The sequence below is a fragment of the Vreelandella maris genome (assembly GCF_013371085.1).
Lineage (GTDB): Bacteria > Pseudomonadota > Gammaproteobacteria > Pseudomonadales > Halomonadaceae > Vreelandella > Vreelandella maris.
The window spans coordinates 92,060-111,765 of sequence record NZ_JABWCV010000013.1 but is presented as its reverse complement, the minus strand read 5'-3'; the positions used below and the strand labels follow the sequence as shown (position 1 = coordinate 111,765).

16 protein-coding genes are annotated in these 19,706 nt (G+C 52.1%); 9 read left to right on the top strand and 7 right to left on the bottom strand.

Annotated elements, in window-relative coordinates; genetic code table 11:
• Positions 1 to 36 precede the first annotated feature (36 nt).
• The 5 genes from HUO07_RS13045 to hemE all read right to left on the bottom strand — a co-directional run bounded on the left by HUO07_RS13045 (position 37) and on the right by hemE (position 5,692).
• On the bottom strand, positions 37 to 1,137 hold the full coding sequence (locus HUO07_RS13045; RefSeq protein ID WP_101146860.1) for an amino acid ABC transporter permease: 1,101 nt from the start codon (positions 1,135 to 1,137) through the stop codon (positions 37 to 39).
• A 15-nt stretch (positions 1,138 to 1,152) separates the two neighbouring features.
• On the bottom strand, positions 1,153 to 2,343 hold the full coding sequence (locus tag HUO07_RS13040; RefSeq protein WP_176303936.1) for an amino acid ABC transporter permease: 1,191 nt from the start codon (positions 2,341 to 2,343) through the stop codon (positions 1,153 to 1,155).
• Between the two features lie 101 nt (positions 2,344 to 2,444).
• The gene (locus tag HUO07_RS13035) at positions 2,445 to 3,470 is read right to left on the bottom strand and encodes an amino acid ABC transporter substrate-binding protein (protein ID WP_176303935.1); all 1,026 of its coding nucleotides are present in this window, start codon (positions 3,468 to 3,470) and stop codon (positions 2,445 to 2,447) included.
• A 243-nt stretch (positions 3,471 to 3,713) separates the two neighbouring features.
• The gene (gene speE / locus HUO07_RS13030; protein ID WP_176303934.1) at positions 3,714 to 4,580 is read right to left on the bottom strand and encodes a polyamine aminopropyltransferase; all 867 of its coding nucleotides are present in this window, start codon (positions 4,578 to 4,580) and stop codon (positions 3,714 to 3,716) included.
• The gene (gene hemE / locus HUO07_RS13025) at positions 4,580 to 5,692 is read right to left on the bottom strand and encodes a uroporphyrinogen decarboxylase (RefSeq protein WP_176303933.1); all 1,113 of its coding nucleotides are present in this window, start codon (positions 5,690 to 5,692) and stop codon (positions 4,580 to 4,582) included. Before hemE ends, speE begins: the two co-directional genes overlap by 1 nt.
• A gap of 298 nt (positions 5,693 to 5,990) precedes the next feature.
• Between hemE and ribA the strand changes: the two genes are divergently transcribed.
• The gene (gene ribA, locus HUO07_RS13020) at positions 5,991 to 6,626 is read left to right on the top strand and encodes a GTP cyclohydrolase II (protein ID WP_008957523.1); all 636 of its coding nucleotides are present in this window, start codon (positions 5,991 to 5,993) and stop codon (positions 6,624 to 6,626) included.
• Positions 6,627 to 6,661: 35 nt separating this feature from the next.
• Here ribA and HUO07_RS13015 read toward each other — a convergent pair whose 3' ends face one another.
• Positions 6,662 to 7,570 carry a response regulator transcription factor gene (locus HUO07_RS13015; RefSeq protein ID WP_176303932.1) on the bottom strand — a complete coding sequence of 303 codons (909 nt, stop codon included), beginning with the start codon at positions 7,568 to 7,570 and terminating at the stop codon, positions 6,662 to 6,664.
• Positions 7,567 to 10,923: an ATP-binding protein gene (locus HUO07_RS13010; RefSeq protein WP_176303931.1), complete on the bottom strand. Its 3,357-nt coding sequence runs from the start codon at positions 10,921 to 10,923 to the stop codon at positions 7,567 to 7,569. The genes HUO07_RS13015 and HUO07_RS13010 overlap by 4 nt, the downstream gene beginning before the upstream one ends.
• 292 nt (positions 10,924 to 11,215) lie before the next feature.
• Between HUO07_RS13010 and urtA the strand changes: the two genes are divergently transcribed.
• The 8 genes from urtA (at position 11,216) to fmdA (ending at position 19,630) form a co-directional block, all read left to right on the top strand.
• Positions 11,216 to 12,463, top strand: a complete 1,248-nt coding sequence (urtA, locus tag HUO07_RS13005; RefSeq protein ID WP_176303930.1) for an urea ABC transporter substrate-binding protein — start codon at positions 11,216 to 11,218, stop codon at positions 12,461 to 12,463.
• Between the two features lie 80 nt (positions 12,464 to 12,543).
• Positions 12,544 to 13,464 (top strand): urea ABC transporter permease subunit UrtB, encoded by a 921-nt coding sequence (gene urtB / locus HUO07_RS13000; protein WP_176303929.1) that lies wholly within the window; start codon positions 12,544 to 12,546, stop codon positions 13,462 to 13,464.
• 13 nt (positions 13,465 to 13,477) lie between these two features.
• Positions 13,478 to 14,641 carry an urea ABC transporter permease subunit UrtC gene (gene urtC, locus HUO07_RS12995; RefSeq protein WP_176303928.1) on the top strand — a complete coding sequence of 388 codons (1,164 nt, stop codon included), beginning with the start codon at positions 13,478 to 13,480 and terminating at the stop codon, positions 14,639 to 14,641.
• Positions 14,638 to 15,384 carry an urea ABC transporter ATP-binding protein UrtD gene (urtD, locus tag HUO07_RS12990; protein ID WP_176303927.1) on the top strand — a complete coding sequence of 249 codons (747 nt, stop codon included), beginning with the start codon at positions 14,638 to 14,640 and terminating at the stop codon, positions 15,382 to 15,384. Before urtC ends, urtD begins: the two co-directional genes overlap by 4 nt.
• 14 nt (positions 15,385 to 15,398) lie before the next feature.
• Positions 15,399 to 16,088, top strand: a complete 690-nt coding sequence (gene urtE, locus HUO07_RS12985; protein ID WP_176303926.1) for an urea ABC transporter ATP-binding subunit UrtE — start codon at positions 15,399 to 15,401, stop codon at positions 16,086 to 16,088.
• 67 nt (positions 16,089 to 16,155) lie between these two features.
• The gene (locus HUO07_RS12980; RefSeq protein WP_176303925.1) at positions 16,156 to 17,202 is read left to right on the top strand and encodes an aliphatic amidase; all 1,047 of its coding nucleotides are present in this window, start codon (positions 16,156 to 16,158) and stop codon (positions 17,200 to 17,202) included.
• A 12-nt stretch (positions 17,203 to 17,214) separates the two neighbouring features.
• On the top strand, positions 17,215 to 18,264 hold the full coding sequence (locus HUO07_RS12975; RefSeq protein WP_176303924.1) for an AAA family ATPase: 1,050 nt from the start codon (positions 17,215 to 17,217) through the stop codon (positions 18,262 to 18,264).
• 136 nt (positions 18,265 to 18,400) lie between these two features.
• Positions 18,401 to 19,630, top strand: a complete 1,230-nt coding sequence (fmdA, locus tag HUO07_RS12970) for a formamidase (protein ID WP_176303923.1) — start codon at positions 18,401 to 18,403, stop codon at positions 19,628 to 19,630.
• Positions 19,631 to 19,706: the final 76 nt, after the last annotated feature.

Sequence of the window (19,706 nt, the reverse complement as noted above, 5' to 3'; positions counted from 1 at the left end):
GTTGAAATCCTACTTAAATCGTAAAGAGATGCGGCATCAGTGCTTATGGCCGGTATTAAGCTTGCGTTCCAGGTACTGGCTGTAGCGCGACATGCTGAAACAGAAAATCCAGAACACAAACGCCGCAAATACATACCCCTCTATTGAGAAGCCCAGCCAGCGCGAGTCGGAAAGCGCCGCTTGCACAATGCCCAACAGGTCAAACAGCCCGATGATCATCACCAGGGTGGTGTCTTTAAACAGGGAGATAAACGTATTAACGATACCGGGAATCATCATCTTAAGTGCCTGCGGCATGACGATGAGCCCCATACGCTTCCAGTACGTCATTCCCAGCGCCGCGGCGGCTTCGTCCTGGCCTTTGGGGATCGCCTGCAAACCACCGCGAATCACCTCCGCCATGTAGGCGCTTTGGAACAGCGTGAGGCCGATCAGGGCGCGTACCAGGCGATCCACGCTGATTTCTGAAGGCAGGAACAGCGGCAGCATCACCGAGGCCATAAACAGAATGGTAATCAGTGGTACACCGCGCCAGAACTCAATGAAAATCACGCAGAAGGTTTTGACGATGGGCATGTTCGAGCGTCGCCCAAGGGCGAGCACGATACCAATCGGTAGCGCGCCAATCATGCCTACGCTGGCCAAGAGCAGGGTCAGCATCAAGCCGCCCCAGCGGTGGGTCGAGACACGCGGTAGGTCAAAGTAGCCGCCGTGGAGTAACACGTAGGCGATGACCGGGAAGATTAGCAGCGCAAACAGGGCCATCCAGCGCTTAAAGGGCAGGCGAGGAATGACCATCCAAGCAATAATGGCCGCAAACATGGCAAACACGATGTTGGCACGCCAATACTCTTCGCTTGGGTAAAGGCCATACATGAACTGGGAGAAACGCGCGTTGACGAAGACCCAGCAGGCGCCCGCCCGTGTGCAGTCTTCGCGGCTGTCGCCCACCCAGTTGGCATCGATAAACGCCCACTGAACGGTTGGCACCACCAGCAGATACAGTACGTACAGGCCCAACAGCGTGAAAACACTATTGATAGGACCGTTGAACAGGTTGCCCCGTAGCCAGGCAACCGGGCCGATCGTGCCTTTAGGCGCCGGACGCTGAGGTATGGTTTCTTTGTTGTGAATCATGGGGTCGCCTCCGGCCTAGCGTTCTACCAGCGCAACGCGAGCGTTGAACCAGTTCATGAACATGGACACCAGCAAGCTGATGATGAGATAGACCGCCATGGTCATGGCAATGACTTCGATTGCTTGACCGGTCTGGTTGAGCGTGGTGCCAGCAAAAACCGACACCAGGTCGGGGTAACCAATGGCGGTGGCCAGAGAGGAGTTTTTAATCAGGTTGAGATATTGGCTGGTCAGCGGCGGAATGATGACGCGCAAGGCTTGAGGAATCACCACCAGACGCAGAACGAGTTTTCGCGGCAAGCTAAGTGCTTGGGCCGCTTCGGTTTGGCCATGGGGAATCGCTTGAATGCCCGAGCGCACAATCTCAGCAATAAACGATGCGGTATAAATGGAAAGCGCCAGCCACAGGGCCAAAAATTCGGGAATGATAGTAATACCACCACCGAAGTTAAAACCACGCAGTACCGGCATTTCCCAAGTGACCGGAACGCCGGTCGCCACCAGTACCAGCAGTGGTAGGCCAAAAATAATCACCAGCGAGATCCAGAAAACCGGTATGCGTTTGCCGGTCGCTTCGTGGCGGCGCTTATTCCAGATGACCAACGCAATGCTGGCAATGATCGCTACCACAAAAGTAGCAGGGATCAATCCAAAGCCTGATTCAAACAGCGGTTGTGGCAAGTACAACCCGCGTACGTTCAGGAAAATGGCTTCGCCAAACGCCATGCTCTCTCTAGCGCTGGGTAAGGTACGTAGTACCGCGAAGTACCAGAAGAAAATTTGCAGCAGCAGCGGGATATTACGAAAGGTTTCGATATAGGCGTTGGCTAACTTGGCGATCAACCAATTGGGCGATAGCCGCGCAATACCGACGATAAACCCGATAATCGAGGCGGCAATGACCCCCAGCCCCCCGACCAGCAGCGTGTTGAGCAAGCCAATCACGAAGGTGCGGCCGTAGGTACTCTGGGAAGAGTACTCGATTAAGGTTTGACCAATACCAAAGCCGGCTGTGTTGCCCAAAAAGCTAAAGCCTGTGGTGATGCCGCGGGCATTCAGGTTGGCTTGGGTATTGCCGATAATATAGATCAGGAAAGCCGCCACAACGGCGACCAAAATGATTTGAAAAATAAGTGCGCGCTTAGCGCGGTCTCGCCAAAACGGCGGCTTGTGGCCGGCGGGGCGAATGTTGGGTCTTACAGACATGGATGGCGTCTCCGCTATACGGAAGGTCAATCAGATGGCCCGCCAGGCCCTTGAAACAGATACCTGTAAAGAGGGTGGCGGGCCGGGGTCAAGCGAGACGCTTAGCGAATCGGGGGAGCGTACTGGAAGCCACCGTCGTTCCACAGGGCGTTAACACCGCGCTCGATTTCAAGCGGAGAGTCCATACCCACGTTACGTTCAAAGCTTTCAGCGTAGTTGCCGACTTGGCTAATGATGTTGTAAGCCCAGTCTGCTTCCAACTGCATGCCTTCCCCGTAGTTGCCGTCTTGGCCCAGCAGGCGAGCAACATCAGGATTTTCTGAGTTCAGCATCTCTTCAGCGTTTTCGCTGGTAACGCCGTACTCTTCAGCGTTAAGCATAGCGAACAGCGACCACTTAACGATGTTGAACCAAAGATCGTCGCCCTGACGAACAACAGGACCCAGCGGCTCTTTGGAGATAACATCAGACAGGATCATTGAGGCTTCAGGGTCATCTAGCTGAATACGAAGCGCAGCTAGCTGAGAGGTATCAGAGGTCAGAACATCACAGCGGCCAGCTTGATAACCACCCACGGTTTGCTCAGAGGTATCAAATACGATGGGGTTGAATTCCATGTTGTTAGCACGGAAGTAGTCAGCCAAGTTCAGCTCAGTCGTGGTGCCCGACTGAATACAGATAGAAGCACCGTCGAGCTCGTCGGCACCGGTAATGCCCAGGTCGCGGGAAACCATGAAGCCTTGGCCGTCGTAGAAGTTAACGCCGGTGAAGTTAAGGCCCAGCGTGGTGTCACGGGTAGTGGTCCAGGTGGTGTTACGTGAAAGTAAGTCAACCTCACCAGACTGCAGGGCGGTGAAGCGCTCAACGGCGTTTAGAGAAATATAGTTAACCGCATCCGCATCGCCGAGTACTGCTGCCGCTACTGCACGGCAAACATCAACGTCCAGACCCTGCCAATTACCGTCGTCATCCGGTGCTGAGAAGCCCGGCAAACCATCGCTCACACCACACTGAACGGCACCACGCTCAATAGTATCTTCTAAGGTGTCGGCTTGAGCAGTCGCCATTCCCGCTAGGCTCAGTGAACCAGCGGACGCCAGAAGCGCTAGATGTTTTTTATTGAACATTTAGTTTCCCTCGAAGTGATTAAAAACCGTCATTAAAATAGTTATGCATGCCGTAGCATGTCACTAAACCTAGCAAGGAAGATGCCAGCAAGGGTACAGGCGTGAATTCAGCGCTTTTCAACGCTACTCAATGGATTCGAGACGAACGTCTAGGTGCAAAAAATGTTACCACCCACCTCGCTTTGCACCTTTATAGGGCAAGCTGAGGTGGGCGGTGACAGAAAGTACGCGATGAACGGGGGGTTATTCGGCCGCGAATGCCTTGCGCATAAACGGAGGAAGGGCGAGCGCGCCGCGATGGGCATCAACGCTGTAGTACTCAAGCGGCAGCTCGTGGCTGGCGGCTGCCTGCTCGCGGAACGCATTCACATCAATGGCTTTACCCGCCAGTGTTACGCTCCACCAGCCTGATGGGTACACCGGCTGCGGGAAGGGCAGTGTGGCGACGCTGTCAAAACCCGCTTCAAGCATATCGTGGCGTAGCTCACGAATGATTGAACCCGTGTGGTAAAGCGGTGACTCGCTCTGCTGTACCATCACGCCGCCGCTTTTCAAAATACGGTGGCAGCGCTTGAGAAAGTCGGTTTTAAACAGCCCTTCCGCAGGGCCGACCGGGTCGGTTGAGTCGATAATCAATACATCAATGCTCTCATCAGGTGCATCGTCTACCCACTTCACGCCATCAGCGAACAACAGCTCAGCGCGCGGATCATTATTCGATTCTACCAATGAGGGGAAGAAGCGCTCAGAAGCTTTCGTCACTTCTTCATCGATATCAATCTGGGTGACTTTCTCAACGCCTGGATGACGAAGTACCTCTTTTAAGGTGCCACAGTCGCCACCGCCGATAATCACCACCCGTTTAGGGTCTTGATGGGTAAACAGGGCCGGATGCGCAATCATCTCGTGATAGAGGAAGTTATCGCGATCAGTCAGCATCACACAGCCATCCAGCACCATCAGATTGCCGTAAGTCTCTGTGGCGTAGACTTCCAGGTGCTGGTATTGGCTCTGCACATCCAGCAGCTTTTCAGAGATTTTCAGCGAGAAGGCGCTGCCGTGGCTATCAAAGACTTCGGTAAACCACTGGTCGTCGCGTAATTCGCTCATCAATTGACTCCTGAGTGCGCTGTGTTGGGTTGCGTCGGAATATCCCGATGGTATTGCGGGCTAAGCTCGTGCAGCGCCTCCATAAAGGCGGTGACGTTATCCGGGTTAGTAAACTGGCTGATACCGTGGCCCAGGTTAAATACGTGGCCAGGGCCGTGGCCGTAGCTTTCGAGCACGCGGGCCACTTCAGCGCGGATAGCCGAGGGGCGGGCAAACAGTACGTTGGGGTCCAGATTGCCCTGCAGGGCGACCTTATGGCCAACGCGGGCGCGGGCATCGGAAAGCTCAGTAGACCAGTCGATACCCAGGGCATCGGCACCGGCGCAGGCGATATGCTCAAGCCACTGCCCGCCATTCTTGGTGAACAGAATCACCGGTACACGACGGCCATCGTGTTCGCGGATCAGTCCGGAAACGATCTGCTCCATATAGCGCAGCGAGAACTCCAGATACGCAGGGGTCGAAAGTGCGCCGCCCCAGGTATCAAAAATCTGCACTGCCTGGGCACCGGCGCGAATCTGTGCATTCAGGTAGTCTGTGACCGCATGCGCCAGTGTATCCAGCAACTGGTGCATGGTATCCGGCGTATCGTAAAGCATGGTTTTCAGGTGGCGGAAATCCTTGCTGGAACCGCCCTCCACCATATAAGTCGCCAGCGTCCAGGGGCTGCCGGAGAAACCGATCAGCGGCATGCGGCCGTTCAATTCGCGGCGAATGGTCGACACCGCACGCATCACGTAATCCAAATCGCGCTCGGCATCGGGCACGCTCAGTGCCGCGACTTCTTCCTGGGTGCGCACGGTTTTGCGAAATTTAGGACCTTCGCCGGTTTCAAAATAGAGCCCCAGGCCCATCGCATCCGGAATGGTTAAAATGTCAGAAAACAGAATGGCGGCGTCCAGTGGATAGCGCTCTAAAGGCTGCATAGTGACTTCGCAGGCCAGATCATGATTACGGCACAAATCCATAAAGCTGCCCGCATCGGCACGGCTGGCGCGGTATTCCGGCAGGTAGCGGCCCGCTTGGCGCATCATCCATACAGGTGTGCGGTCAACGGGCTGGCGCGCTAATGCGCGAAGGAAACGGTCATTTTGTAACGGTGTGGTGGTCATAAATACTTGCTCTTAAGAAATTTGCCCGCATCGTACTGGAAACAGTTCGTGAAACAGTTCGTGAAACAGTACTTGGGATCGTATTTGAAATCGTATGTGGGCAATTGTACTTGAAGATAGGCGCTAGGGCGGCGTAACCGGTGGCAAAAATCGTCGCACCCGGCCAATTTTTCTCCCCTAATTAGCCAACTTTAGCCGCGTTGCCATCGTGAGGCGGGCGCCGCTTCCTGTTAGAATACTTGCCCATTTTGCCAACACTGGTGTGGTTAACTGGTTTGGTCAGTCAGCGAGGTAACCTGTGACCATTCGCTTTATTGCCGCTTCCCAACTGCCCACTCCCTGGGCAACCTTTACGATGCATGGCTTCGAAGATGAGGCCACTGGCAAGGATCATATCGCCTTAACGTTGGGTGATGTGACCGGCGATGTGCCGGTGCTGGGGCGGGTACATTCTGAATGTTTGACCGGCGATGCGCTCTTTTCCATGCGCTGCGACTGCGGCTACCAACTGCAGGAAGCGCTCAAGCGTATCGCGGAAGAGGGACGTGGCGTGCTGTTTTATCTGCGCCAAGAGGGCCGTGGCATAGGCCTGTTAAACAAAATTCGCGCTTATCATCTGCAGGATCAAGGGGCCGACACGGTCGAAGCTAACGAGCAGCTTGGCTTTGGTGCTGATATGCGCCGTTATGATCTGTGCGTGCCTATGCTCAACCATCTCGGCATTACCTCACTACGGTTGATGACTAATAACCCACGCAAAGTGGATGCTTTGACCCGCGATGGAGTGAACGTGGTGGAGCGCTTACCGATCACCACCGGTCTGAACCCGCATAACGAGCAGTACCTTGCCACTAAAGCGGGCAAGCTCGGCCATATGATGGCCCTGGATGACTTTACCCAAGCCAGCGATGTGGATATTGAGCGTAAGGGGTGATAGTGGCTATGCGAGGATGTTGAATTAAGTTGTTGTCAAATATTAGTTAAACACTGGAATGCCATGGCGGCAGCGGATGTGCGGTTTTCAACACCGAGCTTTCGAAAGACTTGCTCTAAGTGTTTATTAACAGTTCGGGGGCTCAATTCGAGTATTTGTCCGATCTCACGATTAGTCTTGCCTTGTGCAATCCATAGCAGTACTTGTGATTCACGGTTAGTTAGCCGGAGTTGGTTTTGTAAAAGCAAGCTTTCGCTGTCCCCATCCTGATGCAGCAAGCGGAATAAGTGCTCATTTGCGGTAGATTCGCCCAGGTATCTCAATCTTAAGGCGTTATGCGGCAAGGGCAGCGCTAGCTGGTCGCCGGTTTGCGGCGTTCGGGTTAGCCAGCGCTTAATTTGTTCCGCAAGCTCCGTGCGTGGGTTGATCAAATTCTCTTCAGCTATGTTGATCCAATCCTCGGCCTGAGGCGTACCCCAAAGCCATCTTCCTTGCGTGTCTGTTGAGAATGATACCTGGCCAAGTTTATCTAGGGCAGTGTGAGCACTTTGGGCGAGGCGGGCGTTATTGAGGTGTACGCGAATACGAGCCACCAATTCCTTTGGCCGAACGGGTTTTGTCACATAGTCCACACCACCAGCTTCAAGTCCCCGCACCACATCTTCGGTATCCGTTAGTCCTGTCATGAATATGATCGGTACGCTTGCTAACTCGGTATGTAGCTTAAGATGACGACAAGTCTCAAAGCCATCCATGCCAGGCATTAAGGCGTCCATTAGAATTAAGTCAGGCGTCATTTTCTCCGCGATTGAGATTGCTTGAGCCCCACCCATCGCTACCAATGCAGTTAATCCAGCCTGCTCTAAAGCATGATGAATCATTCCCAGGGAGTCGGCAGAATCATCAACGACTAGGATGAGATCCTTACGCTGAATCGGGTTCATGGCAATTTCTCCAGCAAACGCATCACTTGGTGGAAGTCAAAACGATCTAAAGCACTTTCCAGCGCTGTCGCCAGTGAAGAACTAATCCTTCCATGATACTGGGCGTCGTTCAGAGTGTTACGTAGACCACTGATATGGCCGATTTCTACTAGCGACAAGAGTTCTTCACGCAATGCCGCGTCAATATGGGCTGGGACTGTCAATTGAGTCTGAGCAAAATTAGGTGAAGAGGGGGGGGGATGATGCCATTTCAGCTGTAGCTGCCGTGCTAGTGCATCAAGAAGCGCTCCCTGCTTGAAGGGTTTAATCAAGTAGTCGTTATGCAACCCTTCGCTAAGCGCTTCCATTTGGCTCTCGCGGGCATTGGCAGAGAGCATCACAATAGGCCCCTGAAATCCTTGCTGGCGGAGTAGGCGAGCGGTTTGCCACCCGTCAGTGTCCGGCATGGCGATATCCATCAAGATCAAGTCATATTGGGTATGGCGGGAGAGCTCCAAGCTAGTCACCCCATCGGGCGCTTCTATTATCGTAAATCCCAGTGGTGTGAGCATGTCACTGAGTAGACCCCGATGAGAGGGATCATCATCGACCACCAGCAGAGTACATCGCTCACCTTGATATCCTTGAACTACCTGATGGGGCGATCTTACAAGCTCTAAGGGCTCTATACTGGATAGCATTACCGAAAGCCGAAACTCACTGCCGATTCCATGTGTGCTAATTACTTGTAGATCCCCGCCCATGATATCGGTCAGTAGTTTAGTAATCGTTAGGCCCAGACCGGTACCGTGGGCAACTGGTACACCGGGTTTGCGCACACGTTCAAAGGGTTTGAAAATTCGTTGAATGTCTTCCTCTTCTATACCTACTCCAGTATCGCGAATAGTGAATTCTGCCACCTGATTGCGGTAGCGAAAGTTTAGCGATACTTTGCCATGGTTAGTGAATTTAATGGCATTGGAGAGCAAGTTAATCAGTATTTGACGTAGGCGTTTTTCGTCGGTAATGACCCACTCCGGGATGCGTCCTTGGCTAGTAAAAGTGAAGTCGATGCCTTTTTCCTGAGCCTGAAGTCGAAACATTGCGACGAGTTCATCAATCAACTCGCTGACTCGTACTTGGTTTCGATACAGCTCCAGGCGGCCAGCTTCAATTTTGGAAATTTCTAACAGTCCTTCGATTAAATCAGAAAGGTGTTCGGTACTGCGGCGAATGATGGCGACCGCTTTTCGGCGCTCAGGTGGAATGGTGTCATCATGCTCAAGGAGCTGGGCATAGCCGAAAGCAGCATTAAGCGGTGAGCGAAGCTCGTGGCTTAGGCTCGTCAGATAGCGGCTTTTAGCTTGGTTGGCCGCTTCAGCAAGTTCTTTGGCTTTTTGTAGTTCTCGGTCGGTTTCCTCATGGGCGTCGATCTCCTCTAGCAGCATGCGCGTTTGGCGATGCGACTCTTCATGCGCCACCACCCGACTCTCGCTGGCCAGCACAAAGAGCCAAGCTACCACGCCGCTGACAATAACGAGAATGGCTAATATTTTAGCTAAAGTAGTGGCCATTAACGCCTCCACATCAGGCGTAAGGTCTGGGAGCTGGTAGAAAACAAGTATCAAGAACCCGGCAATCACCAGGGTTACAAGCATCAATAGGCTGGCGAAATGGCCCATGCGGGAGTTGAAATGCTTAAGCATGTGATTAGGGAGAAGTACGCCTAACCAGTCCATTAACTGCTCTTGAAAGGTGGCGTGCTGCTTGCAAACATCATTGCAGCGAGCGTCCAGAGAACAGCAGAGCGAGCATATAGGTGCGTTATAAGCAGGGCAAAAGGCCATATCTTCGATATCGAAATGGTGCTCGCAGATGATACAACCGTGGCCCTGGAGAATCGATTTGGGTTCTGGAGTGCGGGCGATGTAATAGCGTCCTTTGGTTAGCCACGCGATAGCCGGAGCGCTAACAAACGCGGTCAGTAAGGCTAGAAAGGATGCGAGTGCTGCTGCCGTTTCACCCCAAAGCCCTCCTCTAGCGGCGAGCGCAACAGCCGTCGCCAGTAACATTGCACCGAAGCCGACAGGATTGATGTCATAGAGGTAAGCGCGCTTGAACTCGATATGGCGCGGACTGAGCCCCAACGGTTTGTTGATTACTAGATCTGCCACCAAAGCACCGATCCAGGCCATTGCGACCATTGCGTAGTTGGCCAAAATAACTTCAAAAGCGCGGTAAATGCCAATCTCCATGAGTACCAGCGCGATCATTACGTTGAAGAGTAGCCATACCACTCGACCTGGATGGCTATGGGTAAGTCGAGAGAAAAAATTGGACCAGGCGATGGAGCCGGCATACGCATTGGTGACGTTGATTTTCAGTTGTGAAAGCACAACAAAAATGCCCGCCAGCGCCATTAACATGGCAGGATGCGTGGTGACATGGCTGAACCCCACCAAGTACATATGCATAGGTTCCTGAGCAAGTTCGGCGGCCAAGCCGTGATGAATGGCGAGAACCGCCAGGAACGAGCCTGCCAATGCCTTGACGGCACCAATAATGATCCAGCCTGGGCCCCCGGCGAGCATTGCCGACCACCAACGCAAGCTTTTACCAGGCTGAGCTTCGGGTAGAAAGCGCAGGTAGTCGACCTGCTCCCCTATTTGGGCGACGAGAGAAAACATCACGGTTGTGGCTGCACCGAATAACAGCAAATTGAAACCTTGAGTCCCTATCATATGGTTGTCGAAATCGACCCAGCGCTCGAGAGAGTCGGGATCCTGTAATAAAATAAAAATAAAGGGTAACAGCTGAAGGAATATCCATAGGGGCTGAGTCCACACTTGGAAACGACTAATGTAGGTAAAGCCGTGAGTCACAATAGGTATTACCACCAGAGAACTGATGATGTACCCAAAGGTAAGAGGAACGTTAAATAACACTTCCAAAGCCATCGCCATAATAGCGGCTTCTAAAGCAAAGAAGATAAAAGTGAATGTGGCGTAGATGAGGGATGTCAACGTCGAGCCCAGGTATCCAAATCCTGCGCCGCGAGTCAGGAGATCGATATCCACTCCGTAGCGCGCCGCATAATAGCTGATAGGTATGCCGAGCAGAAAAATAACAAACGTGACCACTGCGATGGCGGCAATAGCATTAGTAATGCCGTAGTTGAGAGTAATGACGCCCCCAATCGCTTCCAGAGCCAAAAATGAGATTGTTCCTAAAGCCGTCAGGGCAACACGTTTGGCACTCCAGCGCCGTGCGGATTTGGCTGTAAAGCGTAGCGCAAAATCTTCTAATGTTTGATTAGCTACCCATTTATTGTAGTTGCGCCTAACCGGAAATATACGCTGTTTTGTGCTTGTCATAGCGGGCCTTGTATCGGCCAATGGATATCGGCCAGCAGGGTTGGATGACCTCTTAACGCTCAATGCTGAGAAGAATTATGCAACGTCCATGCCCGAGGCGTATTAGTGATCTTAAACGGTAGGTAAGAGGGTAGGTATGGGGTAAATGACGTAGTGGTCTGGTGCATTCCCCGCATGGTTGGCTTACCTAGGTCTCCCCATACTCAATAGCGAGGGATCAGCAAGATTCCGCGGTTTTCCGCTGACTTGCGTTCCGCTGACTTAGTTTTCGCTGACTTGGGGACTCACCATCATGACGACGACACATACCACGCTGTCGCATTTGCGGCGTTTTTTATTGACCGGAATTGTGGCACTGCCTATCGCGCTGAGCATTTCGTCGCACGCTTTAAGTGCACCACCCACCGAAGAGGTCAATACCACAGGACTTGCCGTGACTGACGATACGGTACAGGTAGGTATTTTGCATTCATTGACAGGCACGATGGCCATCAGTGAGACAGGTTCGGTCGAAGCCGAACAGTTGGCGATTGAGCAAATCAATGCACAGGGTGGAGTGCTTGGTCGTCAAATTGAGCCGATTATTGAAGACGGTGCGAGTGATTGGCCAACCTTCGCAGACCGAACACGTAAGTTGCTAACTCAGGATAATGTTCCGGCCATCTTCGGTGCCTGGACATCGGCCTCGCGCAAGGCAATGCTACCTGTGCTAGAGCGTGAGAACGGCCTGCTTTACTACCCAACTTTCTATGAAGGACTCGAAGAGTCTCCAAATGTCATTTATACCGGCCAGGAAGCCACCCAGCAGATATTGGCGGGAATTAACTGGGCTTGGAATGAACAGGGCGCGCGTACCTTCTACCTAATCGGTTCGGATTACATCTGGCCGCGTACCTCAATGAAGATTGCCCGCATCCATATTGAAGAAGTGCTTGGCGGTGAAGTGTTGGGCGAGGATTACGCCCCGTTGGGACACACTTCCTTTGGCTCCAACATCAACCGTATTCGCCTTCGCAAACCTGATGTCATTTTTGCGGCGGTAGTCGGCGGAAGTAACGTTGCTTGGTTTCGCCAGCTTAATGCCGCAGGGATTAATGCCGACAATCAAACGTTGTTGACTATTTCGGTCACTGAGGATGAGGTTCTCGGTATTGGTGGTGAGAACGTCGAAGGCTTTTACTCCTCCATGAAATATTTTCAGAGCCTAGATAACGAAAATAACGCTGCATTCGTGGAAGCGTTCAAGGAGCGCTGGGGTGAAGACAGCGTTATTGGAGACGTTTCACAAGCCGCCTATCTCGGGCCATGGTTATGGAAGGCAGGTGTCGAGAAAGCGGGCAGTTTTGACGTAGACGCGGTTTCTGCTGCCATGGCCGATATCGAGTTGACGACAGCGCCGGAAGGTTACGTCCAAGTGCATCCTAACCGCCACTTATGGAGCAAAACACGCATAGGTCGCTGGAACGAAGATGGTCAAGCTACCGTTGTGTGGGAGTCTGATCTCGTCGAACCCAACCCTTTCCCAGAAGGTTATCAATAAGCTTCGATTCACATCACGGCGGTGCAAGCCGCTGTGATGTTGTTGCCAAATATTGATTTTTGTTACAGGGGGAGGCCGCCATGAGTGGATTTAGTACCCAAGAGCTACTAGCAATTTTTGCCATGCAAGGCTTTGCTGGCGTGAGTTTTTTTAGTGTTTTGCTACTGATGGCCTTAGGTCTGGCTATCATCTATGGCCAGATGCGCGTTATCAACATGGCACATGGTGAATTTATGGTGATAGGCGCCTACGCCACTTACCTCTGTTCTATCACTCTAGGTGCCTTGCCTGGGATGACTGACTACTATCTTTTCTTCGCCATCCCTATCGCATTTGGTAGCGCTTTCCTAGTCGGCTATGTCGTCGAGATAGCGCTCATAAGGCATCTTTATCACCGCCCTCTGGATACTTTGCTAGCGACCTGGGGCTTGGCCTTGATCATGCAGCAAGGATTTCGATCAGCCTTCGGTGCCCGCGAGGTGAGCGTGTTGGTGCCGGACTGGTTACGTGGCTCCTACCGCCCCACCATGATGATTGATATTCCGCTTAACGGTATCGCCATCTTGGTGCTTACCCTGCTGGTGACATTAGGTGTGTGGTGGTTCCTGTATCGCTCGCGCTGGGGACTGCGCGTGCGCTGTACTACCGCCAATCGCGATATGAGCGGCGCGGTGGGCATTAACACGAAACGGGTTGATCGCGTCACCTTTGCGCTGGGCTGTGGCATTGCCGGTATTGCTGGCGCGGCCTTTACCACCATTTCCTCCACCGGCCCCACCAGTGGTTCGCTGTATATCGTTGATACCTTTCTCGTGGTGGTATTTGGCGGAGCGGGCAGTCTAGTGGGCACTATCGCGTCTGCCTTCTCCATCGCTCAAGCCCAGTCACTTATGGAATTCTTCCTGGGTTCCTCTATGGCCAAGGTACTCACGCTGCTGACGGTGATTGGCATCTTACTGCTGCGCCCCGAAGGGCTTGTGGCTAGCAAGGTTCGCCGCTAAGGAGTCCTATCTAATGAACAGACTTTTCAGTTTTTTTCAGGATCGTCATGCTGGCTTAGGCAGCATTTTGCTGCTGGCAATCGTCCTGATGGTTGTTATGCCGCTTGTGTTTGATATTTACCGCCTTAATTTGGCAGGGCGTTATTTGACCTATGCTTTTGTGGCGCTAGGCCTGGTGCTGTGTTGGGGGTATGGCGGAATTCTCAGTCTTGGGCAGGGCATTTTCTTTGGCATCGGTGGCTATGCCATGGCGATGTTTTTGAAGATTGAAGCCTCAGACCCAGAAAGCACCAGCATCCAGACCACGCCGGGCATACCCGACTTTATGGACTGGAACCGTATCACAGAATTGCCGTGGTTCTGGGTTCCCTTCAATAGCCTAACGTTCACCATCATCGCGGTGCTGGTGCTGCCTGCGGCTTTTGCCTTTTTGATTGGCTTTGCCATGTTCAAGCGGCGTGTTAGTGGCGTTTATTTTGCGATTATCACCCAGGCCCTAGCGGTGGTGCTGACAATCCTGATTATCGGCCAGCAGGGCTATACCGGTGGCATTAATGGCATCACCGATCTGCGTACCTTGATGGGGTGGGATATTCGCGATGATAGCGCCCGCTATCTGCTGTATTACCTTAACGCCGTTTTGTTAATCGGGTGCTTGCTGATTGGTCGTTGGGTACTGAACTGCAAATATGGTCGCATTCTGACCGCTTTGCGCGATAAAGAGGAGCGCGTGCGCTTTTCCGGTTACGACGTGGCCAACTTTAAGGTGTTCATCTTTTGCCTGGCGGCGTTCATTTCCGGCATCGGTGGCGCGATGTTCACACTCCAGGTTGGCTTTATGTCACCTTCCTTCATCGGCATCGTGCCCTCCATCGAGTTTGTGATTTTTGCCGCAGTGGGCGGGCGATTGTCACTGGTGGGTGGCGTCTATGGGGCGCTATTGGTCAGCTTTGCTAAAACCATGTTTGCCGAAGCCTACCCGCAACTATGGCAGTTCTTGATAGGTGCCGTTTTTATCTTGGTCGTGCTGGTGCTGCCCTACGGATTGGCCAGCATTTATGGCCGCTTTGGTCACCGTATGCGCACCCCTTTTGAACGCTGGCTCGGCGATAGAAAGGCTCGTTCATCTGCTTCAAGTGGTGGTTTTCAAGAGCCGTTGCAGGAGAAAAGGCCATGAGCTCGAACACTAATTTTCTACTCTCTATTGAAAACTTAACAGTCTCTTTTGATGGTTTCAAAGCCATTGAAGGTCTGAACTTATACATGGATGAGAGTGAGTTACGAGTCATTATCGGGCCGAACGGTGCAGGTAAGACCACGCTGCTGGATATGATTTGCGGAAAAACCCGTGCTAGTGAAGGGTCGATCAAGTTCAGGGGCAAAGAGCTTACCCGTATGCGGGAGCATCGTATTGTCTGGGAGGGTGTAGGACGCAAGTTTCAGACGCCTTCTATTTACGAGGAGCTGAGTGTGTTTGACAACCTTGAAGCTTCCTATCCTAGGGGACGAAGTGTCTTCGGCGCCTTGGCGTTCAAGCGTGACGAGGAAGTGCTCCTCCGCATTAATGAAGTGGCCAAGGAGATCCAGCTGGAAACGCGGCTTGATGAATCGGCTGGCTTGCTCAGCCATGGCCAAAAGCAGTGGCTGGAGATCGGCATGCTGCTAATTCAAGATCCAGAGCTATTGATGCTAGATGAGCCAGTAGCAGGGATGAGCGTAAGTGAACGCGAAGAAACGGCGCATCTGTTACGAAAAATTGCAAAAGGACGGTCAGTGATCGTCATTGAGCACGATATGGAATTCGTTGCCTCTCTGGGTGGCAAGGTAACGGTGCTTCATCAAGGCAAAATCCTAGCAGAGGGCGACATGCAGACACTTAAGCAGGATCAGCGCGTCATTGATGTTTATTTAGGCCATTAAAGGAGAGCACCATCATGCTTGAAGTCAATGGTTTACATGTTAGCTATGGTCAAAGTGAAGTTATCCACGGCGTCAGTTTCGACATGAATCAAGACGAAACCTTGGCCATCATGGGTCGCAATGGTATGGGCAAGACCACCCTATTCAAGGCTTTGATCGGGGTGCTGCCAAGCGGGGCGGGAAGTATTCGTTTGGATGGCAAAGAACTGAGTGGCCTGCCCGCCCACAAACGCGTTGCCGCTGGCTTGGCCTATGTTCCCCAGGGACGAATGATTTTCCCCAACCTCACGGTGATGGAAAACATTGAATCTGGTCTTGAGACAGCGAGAACCCGCAAAGTGCCGCGGGAAATTTTTGACCTGTTCCCGGTATTGTTGGATATGCGCAACCGTAAAGGTGGCAACCTTTCTGGCGGCCAGCAACAGCAGCTCGCCATTGCTCGGGCGCTTGTCACTGAGCCCAAAGTATTGCTGCTTGACGAGCCTACGGAAGGTATTCAGCCATCAATCATTAAGGAGATTGCTCGGACACTTAATGACATTCGTGAGATGAAAAAAATCGCCATTCTCGTTTCCGAACAAGTACTCAGCTTTACCATGGAGATCGCTGACCGACTTACCGTCATTGAGCGGGGAGAGTTTATTCATGAAGAGAGTCGAGCCACTGCCGATCAAGCCAAGATCGCCAGCTATCTGGCTGTTTGACCTGTCTGTTTTCTAATCAAGCCATTGTTTTATTAATCAATGCTCAACAAGCCCAGGAGTGAATCTTATGCGTCATGGAGATATTTCCAGCAGTGCCGATACCGTCGGTGTGGCCGTAGTCAATTACAAAATGCCGCGCCTACATACTCGTGAAGAGGTGTTAGACAACGCACGCAATATCGCTGAAATGATCAAAGGTATGAAAGTTGGATTGCCCGGAATGGATCTTGTGATCTTTCCCGAATACAGCACCATGGGGATCATGTATGACAACGATGAAATGATGGCCACCGCCGCGACTATTCCCGGCGATGAAACGGCGATTTTTTCAGCCGCCTGCCGGGAAGCAAATACCTGGGGCGTGTTTTCGCTCACCGGGGAACGGCATGAAGATCATCCCCATAAGGCGCCCTACAACACGCTGATATTGATTGATAATCAGGGCGAGATCGTACAGCGGTACCGCAAGTGCATCCCCTGGTGCCCCATCGAAGGGTGGTATCCCGGAGATACCACCTACGTCACCGAAGGCCCGAAGGGCATGAAGCTTAGCCTCATCATCTGTGATGACGGTAACTACCCGGAAATCTGGCGCGATTGCGCTATGAAGGGAGCCGAGCTGATCGTGCGTTGCCAAGGCTATATGTACCCAGCCAAAGAGCAACAGGTGTTGATGTCTAAGTCGATGGCCTGGGCCAACAACTGCTATGTGGCGGTGGCGAATGCCAGCGGCTTTGACGGAGTTTATTCCTACTTTGGCCATTCGGCGATCATCGGCTTCGATGGTCGCACGCTAGGCGAGTGTGGCGAGGAGGACATGGGAATCCAGTTTGCCCAGCTTTCGATCAGTCAGATTCGCGATGCCCGCGCTAATGACCAGTCGCAAAACCATCTGTTCAAGCTCTTACACCGGGGCTACTCAGGTGTTCATGCCTCGGGTGACGGTGATAAGGGTATCGCCGATTGTCCTTTTGATTTCTATCGTACCTGGGTCATGGATGCCAAGAAGGCGCAAGAAAACGTTGAGGCGCTAACGCGCAAAACTGTGGGCGTCGCCGAATGCCCGGTGGGTGAATTACCCGTCGAAGGTAAGGAGCGTGGCGCAGGCAGATAAGGAATTAGACATATGCCCTTCATTAATGATCGCTTAGAGGAGAGTCGCGAGATCGCTGATCTAGAGCGGGAGCCAAAGGCCAACGGAAGGCCTTTACGCTTCCGGTTTGACCCTGCACAGGTAATGCAGCGATTGCGCGAACGTATTGTTGGTCAGGAACACGTACTTGATGCCATGGAAGCGATGTTGTACGTGGTCAAGGCTGACATCGGTGCCGAGGAACGCCCATTAGCCGTTAATCTTTTCCTTGGCCCCACTGGGGTGGGCAAGACCGAGACGGTACGCCTGCTGGCTGAGGCTATTGCTGGCCGCGCAGATGCGCTGTGCCGTATCGATATGAACACGCTTGCTCAAGAGCACTATGCGGCGGCATTGACGGGCGCTCCGCCGGGTTATGTGGGGAGTAAAGAGGGGCACACGCTATTTGATATCGATGCCATTCAAGGCAGCTACAGTAAACCCGGTATCGTGCTATTCGATGAGTTGGAAAAGGCCTCGAAGGAAGTGGTACGTAGCCTGCTTAACGTAATGGACAGTGGCCAGTTAGTACTGTCGGGCGGTACACGTAAGATTGATTTTCGTAACACGCTTATTTTTATGACTAGCAATATCGGTGCTACTGACGTGGTGGCCTATCGCAGCCGTTTTGAGCAGGGTTGGCGTCGTTGGTTAGGGGTGAAGCCAAACAAAGAAACCCGCGTGCAAGAACAGGCGCTGCAGCGTCATTTCGACCCTGAGTTTCTCAATCGTATAGATCGTATTTTGCCTTTCGAGAAGCTGAACGAACGATGGTGGTCGTCCTTGTTGGATATCGAACTCGCGAAACTCGATAAACGCCTCGCTAAACAGCAAATCTCACTGCAACTAACCGACGATGCACGAAACTGGTTGTGCGAGAAACGCGACCCAAAATTTGGCGCTCGCGATTTAGCACGAAGGCTGCGCGTGACGCTAGAGCCAGTGCTGGCCAGCGCTCTGCTGAAACACCCGGATAAGCAATTATTCCAAGTCAGCATCAACGAAAGCCATTCGCTTAGCGTTCTGCCCATCACCGCTCCATAGCTTTTATACGTCATATAACGTAGTAGCCGTGGTGCATTAGCTTATGGCTGCCTGAGTAACGATTTTACATAGTGGTACAGGGAAAACGGGTTTCTCTATAACCATTATTCGACGTTACGTGCAAGAGGTATGTGTCATGGCTGAAACAATCATTAAAGTTGACCTTAATCAGTCGCCTTACGAGAACGAGCAGATTCACAATCGATGGCATCCAGATATCCCCATGGCCAGCATGGTGAAGCCTGGTGACGACTTTATTATTGAGTGTCATGACTGGACTGGAGGACAAATCCATAACAATGATAGCGCCGACGATGTGCGTGATGTGGATTTAACTCAGGTGCATTTTTTATCAGGTCCAGTCGGTATTGAAGGCGCAGAGCCTGGCGATCTGCTGGTGGTCGATATTCTCGATATTGGTACCTTTGAAGAGAGCCAATGGGGATTCAATGGCTTCTTTTCCAAACAAAATGGTGGTGGTTTTTTAACCGAGCACTTCCCTGAGGCACAAAAGTCGATTTGGGATTTCAATGGTATGTTTACTAAATCCCGCCATATTCCCGGTGTAGAGTTTGCAGGCCTGATTCATCCAGGTTTGATTGGTTGTTTGCCTTCAAAGGAGATGTTGGATGAATGGAATAAGCGAGAAAAAGAACTCTATGATACGGATCCTGATCGTATACCACAGTTAGCGGCACTGCCTTTTGCAGATACGGCTCATATGGGAAAGTTATCGGGTACAGCCAAGCAGCAAGCGGCTGCTGAAGGTGCTCGAACAGTACCACCTCGTGAACATGGTGGTAACTGCGATATTAAAGATTTATCACGGGGATCAACCATTTATTTTCCCGTTTATGTCAAAGATGGCGGCCTATCGGTAGGCGATTTACATTTCAGCCAAGGTGATGGGGAGATCACTTTTTGCGGCGCCATTGAGATGGCCGGTTGGATTCACTTACGGGTTAACCTGATTAAAGGCGGCATGGAGAAGTACGCCATCAAAAACCCTATTTTCAAACCGAGTCCTATCACGCCTAAATACGATGATTATCTGATTTTTGAAGGGGTATCGGTAGACGAGCAGGGCAAGCAGCACTATTTGGATGTGCATGTGGCTTATCGTCAGGCCGTTCTCAATGCCATCGAATATCTCAAAAAGTTTGGGTATACCGGTGCCCAAGCCTACTCGTTGCTAGGGTGCGCGCCAGTGCAAGGGCATATTAGCGGCGTCGTGGATATTCCTAATGCTTGCGCAACGCTTTGGCTGCCAACGGATATTTTTGATATTGATGTGAAACCGAATGCCAATGGGCCCGGTGCCCAAGTCGCTCAGGGGGCTGACTTACCACTCTCAAAAGATAAATAGAGACTTCCAAGCGTTGATAGCATTGAGATAGGCGGCGACGTCTTAACATCGCTGCCTGTTTGAAACAGAAACTATT

What these genes read in the sequence shown, in the direction of transcription:
- HUO07_RS13045 (WP_101146860.1), bottom strand. Translation starts at nt 1,137, where the DNA reads ATGATTCACAACAAAGAAACCATACCTCAGCGTCCGGCGCCTAAAGGC.
- HUO07_RS13040 (WP_176303936.1), bottom strand. Translation starts at nt 2,343, where the DNA reads ATGTCTGTAAGACCCAACATTCGCCCCGCCGGCCACAAGCCGCCGTTT.
- HUO07_RS13035 (WP_176303935.1), bottom strand. Translation starts at nt 3,470, where the DNA reads ATGTTCAATAAAAAACATCTAGCGCTTCTGGCGTCCGCTGGTTCACTG.
- speE (WP_176303934.1), bottom strand. Translation starts at nt 4,580, where the DNA reads ATGAGCGAATTACGCGACGACCAGTGGTTTACCGAAGTCTTTGATAGC.
- hemE (WP_176303933.1), bottom strand. Translation starts at nt 5,692, where the DNA reads ATGACCACCACACCGTTACAAAATGACCGTTTCCTTCGCGCATTAGCG.
- HUO07_RS13015 (WP_176303932.1), bottom strand. Translation starts at nt 7,570, where the DNA reads ATGAACCCGATTCAGCGTAAGGATCTCATCCTAGTCGTTGATGATTCT.
- HUO07_RS13010 (WP_176303931.1), bottom strand. Translation starts at nt 10,923, where the DNA reads ATGACAAGCACAAAACAGCGTATATTTCCGGTTAGGCGCAACTACAAT.
- urtA (WP_176303930.1), top strand. Translation starts at nt 11,216, where the DNA reads ATGACGACGACACATACCACGCTGTCGCATTTGCGGCGTTTTTTATTG.
- urtB (WP_176303929.1), top strand. Translation starts at nt 12,544, where the DNA reads ATGAGTGGATTTAGTACCCAAGAGCTACTAGCAATTTTTGCCATGCAA.
- urtC (WP_176303928.1), top strand. Translation starts at nt 13,478, where the DNA reads ATGAACAGACTTTTCAGTTTTTTTCAGGATCGTCATGCTGGCTTAGGC.
- urtD (WP_176303927.1), top strand. Translation starts at nt 14,638, where the DNA reads ATGAGCTCGAACACTAATTTTCTACTCTCTATTGAAAACTTAACAGTC.
- urtE (WP_176303926.1), top strand. Translation starts at nt 15,399, where the DNA reads ATGCTTGAAGTCAATGGTTTACATGTTAGCTATGGTCAAAGTGAAGTT.
- HUO07_RS12980 (WP_176303925.1), top strand. Translation starts at nt 16,156, where the DNA reads ATGCGTCATGGAGATATTTCCAGCAGTGCCGATACCGTCGGTGTGGCC.
- HUO07_RS12975 (WP_176303924.1), top strand. Translation starts at nt 17,215, where the DNA reads ATGCCCTTCATTAATGATCGCTTAGAGGAGAGTCGCGAGATCGCTGAT.
- fmdA (WP_176303923.1), top strand. Translation starts at nt 18,401, where the DNA reads ATGGCTGAAACAATCATTAAAGTTGACCTTAATCAGTCGCCTTACGAG.